This window comes from Pseudomonas emilianonis, assembly GCF_023072625.1.
GTDB lineage: Bacteria > Pseudomonadota > Gammaproteobacteria > Pseudomonadales > Pseudomonadaceae > Aquipseudomonas > Aquipseudomonas paraveronii.
In genome coordinates this window covers 1-5,366 of the sequence record NZ_JAKNRV010000339.1, presented here as the reverse complement: position 1 = coordinate 5,366, position 5,366 = coordinate 1, and the positions used below count along the sequence as shown (strand labels likewise).

The window sequence follows — 5,366 nt, the reverse complement described above, 5'->3', positions numbered from 1 at the left end:
AGGGACGGGCGGCTCACCGGCCAACTGCGCGGGCATGACCGCTGCCGCCTGGGCTGCCGGGTCGCCTTTTTCAGCCTGCAACCTGGCCAGTTGATCGTTCTTGAGCTGGATCAGCTTTTGCAGCTTGTCCAACTGGCTCTGCAGGTCTGCTGCGCGGCTTTTCAGTTCTTCGTTGTCACGGCGCGTCGTGTCGAGCTGCTCCTGGGCCATCGCCAGCTTGTCGCCCAGGGCCTGGCTATCACCCGCCTTACCCTTCGCACCCTTCTTGGCCGCTTCGGCCGAAACCAGGCTCAAGCTGTCCTTGGCATTGGTGCTAGCTGGCGCATTGCCTGCCTGGGTGCGCTTAGTCGCGTCCAGCTGCTGCTTGCCAGCCGCTTGATTGGTCGCGGCGCGACGGCCCTGGCGCCAGGCAGCGTTCTGCGCGGTCACTTCGGCAATGGCTTTGGTTTGTGGCAGCGCCGTGCTTTGTACGGTATCCGGCAGGCGCAGCACGCGACCGGTTTTCAGACGGTTGATGTTGCCATCGACAAAAGCGTGAGGGTTGAGCGCCTGGATCGCCAGCATGGTCTGCTGCACCGAAGCGCCATTGCGATGCTTTTCGGCGATTTCCCACAGCGTGTCATGGGCCGTAGTGGTGTGCTGGGCGGGCACACTCACCGCAGGTGCGCTCAAACGAGGCGTGGCCACGGTGTTGGTCGGCGTCGATTGGTCGAACTTGGCCGGGTCGAGCAACACGCTGTAGTCACGCATCAGGCGGCCATTCGGCCATTGCACTTGCAGCAGGAAACGCACGTAGGAATCAGGCAGCGGCTTGCTCGACGTGACACGCACCACACTGCGCCCGGCAGGGTTGATCACCGGAGTAAACGTCAGGTCGCTGAGGAACGCCTGGCGATCGACCCCCGCATCCACGAACGCCTGGGACGATGCCAGGCTCGGGGTGATCTCGGAGGCCGTGAGGCCGCCGACGTCGAGCAATTCGATTTCCACCGACAATGGCTGGTTCAACTTCGACTTGAGGGTCATCTCCCCAAGCTGCAGCGCCTGCGCCATACCGGAGGACAGCGCCGAGGCGGCCGCTATTGCTAACACCAGTTTGCGAACTTGAACCATAGCCTCATCCTTTGTTTGAACACTCCCCGGCCTGCGAGAAGGTTGGTAACCGTTGCCATAAGGCACGGCGAGCCGATAGGTCACCGACGCGCAACTGTTCCTGCTTGGGGCCAAGCATAGCGCCTGGTTAGAATCAATCTACAAATTGCCGCCAAGTATCTTTTACACAAGGCCTTTTATCAACAACTGCGCCAGCTGCACCGCATTCAGTGCGGCGCCTTTGCGTACGTTATCTGACGTCAACCACAGATTTAGTTCCGCCGGATCGTCCACTCCCGCACGCACTCGGCCGACGTAGACTACATCCTGGCCGACGGCATCACCCACCGCAGTCGGGTAATCCCCCTCCTCCACCCGCTCGATACCCGCTGCAGCGTCGAGAGCGCGGTTGACGACGGCGAGGTCGACCGGCGAGCCCAATTGCAAAGACACAGTCAAGCTATCGCCAAAAAACACCGGGGCTTGAACGCAAGTTGCGGAAATCTTTAGTAAAGGAGTTTCCAGCACGGCGCGCAGTTCGTGTACGAGGCGTTTCTCCAGCTCTGTATGACCCTGGGCGTCCGGCGTGCCGACTTGTGCCAGCAGGTTGAACGCCATCTGCCGGTCAAAGAATTTGGGCTCCAGTGGGCGCACATTCAGCAGCTCGGCGGTTTGGCGCGCCAGCTCGCTGACCGCTTCACGGCCCTGAGCAGACACCGCCAGGTTGGCGGTAACGCTGACACGTTGGATATCCAGCACGCCGCGCAGCGGCGCCAGGACCACCGCCAGGTTGGTGGCGGACGGGCTCGGGCTGCCGAGCTGGAAAGGCTTTTTCAAACCGTCCAGCACATGGGCATTGGCTTCCGGCACCACCTGAGGCGCCTGCGCGGCCGGCAATGCGCCCGATAAATCAATCACCGAACAGCCGGCTGCCGTGGCTCGCGGGGCGAAGCTCAGGGTCACCGCCGGGCCGGCCGCGAAAAACGCCAGTTGCGCCTTGCTGAAATCAAACTCATCGACTTCCCGCACGCGCACGTTCTTGCCACGGAACGGCACCGACGCGCCCGCAGAGTTACTGCCCGCCAGCAGATACAGGGTGCCCACCGGGAAAGCCAGTTCTTCGAGGATCTGCACCAGGGTTTCACCGACGGTGCCGGTGGCGCCGATCACGGCGATATCAAAGGTCTGGGTCATGGGGGCTGCCTCGGGCATTGCGGGGGGAGCGGCACTTTACCGGGTGGCTGGGGGTGAGGCAATTAGCCCGGGGCTTGCGGTGTAGCTGACGGCGCTATCGGGGGCAAGCCCCCTCCCACAGTGAACAGCCTTTCAACGCTGGAATTCGGTCGAATGTGGGAGGGGGCTTGCCCCCGATAGCGCCCGAAAGAACAATAAAAAACCCGCGCCTGTCGCCAGTCGCGGGTTTTTCTTAGTGCCTTACGCGATCAACGCTCCAGCAGAATCCGCAGCATGCGGCGCAGCGGTTCGGCCGCGCCCCACAGCAGTTGGTCGCCGACGGTGAACGCGCCCAGGTACTGGGTGCCCATGTTCAGCTTGCGCAGACGTCCCACCGGTACATTCAGGGTGCCGGTGACCTTGGTCGGGCTCAGCTCCTGCATGCTGATGTCGCGGTTGTTCGGCACCAGCTTGACCCATGGGTTGTGCTGGCTGATCAGCCCTTCGATATCGGCGATCGGCACGTCTTTGTTCAGCTTGATGGTCAGCGCCTGGCTGTGGCAACGCATGGCGCCGATGCGCACGCAGATGCCGTCCACCGGGATCGGGCTCTTGAAGCGACCGAGGATCTTGTTGGTCTCGGCCTGGGCCTTCCACTCTTCACGGCTCTGGCCGTTCGGCAGTTCCTTGTCGATCCATGGGATCAGGCTACCGGCCAACGGTACGCCGAAGTTCTCGGTCGGGTACGCGTCGCTGCGCATGGCTTCGGCCACACGGCGGTCGATGTCGAGGATCGCGCTGGCCGGGTCGGCCAGTTGATCGGCGACGGCCGCGTGGGTCGCGCCCATCTGCTTGATCAGTTCGCGCATGTTCTGCGCGCCGGCGCCGGACGCCGCCTGATAGGTCATCGCGCTCATCCACTCGACCAGGCCGGCTTCGAAGAGGCCGCCCAGACCCATCAGCATCAGGCTGACGGTGCAGTTGCCACCGATGTAGTTCTTGGTGCCCGCGTCGAGCTGCTGGTCGATGACCTTGCGGTTGACCGGATCGAGAACGATCACCGCATCGTCCTGCATGCGCAGGCTGGATGCAGCATCGATCCAATAACCCTGCCAGCCGGCTTCGCGCAGCTTGGGGAAGACTTCGCTGGTGTAGTCGCCACCCTGGCAGGTCAGAATCACATCGAGAGTTTTCAGCTCTTCAATGCTGTAGGCGTCCTTGAGCGGAGCAATATCCTTGCCCACGGACGGCCCTTGGCCGCCCACGTTCGAAGTGGTGAAAAACACCGGCTCAATAAGATCGAAATCCTGCTCTTCCAGCATCCGCTGCATGAGCACGGAACCGACCATACCGCGCCAACCGATCAGACCTACACGTTTCATCGCAACTACACCTTGTTAAAAAGTGGGCCGACTTGCAGCAATAACTGCAAGCGGGCCGGAGAGATTACAGATTCCGCAGCGCGGCGACTACTGCGTCGCCCATTTCTTGCGTACCGACTTTGGTGCAACCCTTCGACCAGATGTCGCCAGTGCGCAAGCCCTGGTCCAGCACCAGGCTCACGGCCTTCTCGATGGCATCCGCTGCGTCGCTCAGATTGAAGCTGTAACGCAGCATCATCGACACCGACAAAATAGTCGCCAACGGGTTGGCAATGCCCTGGCCGGCGATGTCCGGCGCCGAGCCGTGGCACGGCTCGTACATGCCCTTGTTGTTGGTATCCAGGGACGCCGACGGCAGCATGCCGATGGAACCGGTGAGCATCGACGCCTGGTCGGACAGAATGTCGCCGAACAGGTTGTCGGTGACGATCACGTCGAACTGCTTCGGTGCGCGCACCAGTTGCATGGCGGCGTTGTCGACGTACATGTGGCTGAGTTCGACGTCCGGGTAGTCCTTGGCGACTTCCTCGACGATTTCGCGCCACAACTGGCTGGAGGCCAGGACGTTGGCCTTATCGACCGAGCAGATCTTCTTGCCACGCACGCGGGCCATGTCGAAACCGACCCGCGCGATACGGCGGATTTCGCTTTCGCTGTACGGCAAGGTGTCGTAGGCCTGGCGCTCGCCATTTGGCAGTTCGCGCACGCCGCGCGGCGAGCCGAAGTAGATACCGCCGGTCAGCTCGCGCACGATCATGATATCCAGGCCCGCCACCACTTCCGGCTTGAGGCTCGACGCGTCGGCCAGTTGCGGGTAGAGGATCGCCGGGCGCAGGTTGCCGAACAGACCCAGTTGCGACGACCGAGCAGCAGGCCGACCACCAGGCCAAAGCCTGCGGAAATCGCCACGGTCTGCCACGGGTGACCACCGATGTAGGTTTCGGTGGCATCCACCACCGGCTTGCTGCGCTCGCGCACATGGGACACCGAATCGAGGGCTTGCTTGAGCTTGATAGCGACCTGCTCGCGCAAGGTTTCACCTTCTTCGCCCACCAGGGAAGCGCTGTTTTTGAGCAGTTTGTCTGACTCTTCGATCAGCGCAGTCAGTTCGCTGAACGCTTGATCCTTGATTTGATCTTCGACGGCTTGGGCGGCAGATTTACGGGCCATTGGGTGACTCCTTGCAGGTAAATGTGACAGTGAACAATGGAGTGTCGGGCGGCGGAAAAAGTTGCAGTTTTTTGCTGGCCGCTGTGGGTATGCGAAAACTGAATCAGGAAACTTAGACCTACAGTGTAAGATGTCACCTATTTGTGCAGCAGGAAATTCAACATGAGCTTCAATCTCGCCAACAAGACCCTCGCCGAACGCGCCGAGCTGGAAGATGAAAAGTCCCGTCTCTACGACCTGTGGCAAAGCAACCTGGGCAAGGCCAAGGGCGAAGCCGCGCGCCTGTTCGGCGAGCGCGCCAAGCGCAAGGGCAAGTGGGCCGAATGGGTCCGCGCGGAACTCGACGGCATGTCGCCGCCGGAGTTCTCCAATATGGTGCGCAGCGAAGTCAACAAGCTGATGGCAGCGGCAAAGTAAAGCTGGCGACAATCGCTTCGCGGACTTTCAGCAACATCGGATCAAGTTGAGCCTGGGTGCGCCAGCCCAGTTCCACCGGGTAGCGCGGCAGCGCCAACGGGCAAGGCAGCACCTGCAAGCCCGTCATGCGTG

Annotated in this window: 4 protein-coding genes and 3 pseudogenes; 1 reads left to right on the top strand and 6 read right to left on the bottom strand. The window is 61.7% G+C overall.

Annotated features, from left to right (window positions below; all coding sequences use genetic code 11):
- The 5 genes and pseudogenes from L9Z73_RS24410 to L9Z73_RS24390 form a co-directional block, all read right to left on the bottom strand.
- Positions 1 to 1,113: type IV pilus assembly protein FimV (locus L9Z73_RS24410; protein ID WP_282598750.1), on the bottom strand; the 1,113-nt coding region annotated here is incomplete at its 3' end.
- Between the two features lie 162 nt (positions 1,114 to 1,275).
- On the bottom strand, positions 1,276 to 2,286 hold the full coding sequence (locus tag L9Z73_RS24405) for an aspartate-semialdehyde dehydrogenase (protein WP_247406537.1): 1,011 nt from the start codon (positions 2,284 to 2,286) through the stop codon (positions 1,276 to 1,278).
- 248 nt (positions 2,287 to 2,534) lie between these two features.
- Complete coding sequence (gene asd / locus L9Z73_RS24400) at positions 2,535 to 3,647, bottom strand: aspartate-semialdehyde dehydrogenase (protein ID WP_048718908.1); 1,113 nt, start codon at positions 3,645 to 3,647, stop codon at positions 2,535 to 2,537.
- A gap of 64 nt (positions 3,648 to 3,711) precedes the next feature.
- Positions 3,712 to 4,506 (bottom strand): annotated as a pseudogene (gene leuB, locus L9Z73_RS24395) (3-isopropylmalate dehydrogenase); the annotation flags it as partial.
- Positions 4,503 to 4,817 (bottom strand): annotated as a pseudogene (locus L9Z73_RS24390) (DUF883 family protein); the annotation flags it as partial. The pseudogenes L9Z73_RS24390 and leuB, both read right to left, overlap by 4 nt.
- A gap of 162 nt (positions 4,818 to 4,979) precedes the next feature.
- Here L9Z73_RS24390 and L9Z73_RS24385 point away from each other — a divergent pair.
- Positions 4,980 to 5,234 carry a hypothetical protein gene (locus L9Z73_RS24385; protein WP_017848398.1) on the top strand — a complete coding sequence of 85 codons (255 nt, stop codon included), beginning with the start codon at positions 4,980 to 4,982 and terminating at the stop codon, positions 5,232 to 5,234.
- Here the strand turns inward: L9Z73_RS24385 and L9Z73_RS24380 are convergent.
- Positions 5,206 to 5,366: pseudogene (locus L9Z73_RS24380) on the bottom strand (LysR family transcriptional regulator); the annotation flags it as partial. The gene L9Z73_RS24385 and the pseudogene L9Z73_RS24380 overlap by 29 nt on opposite strands.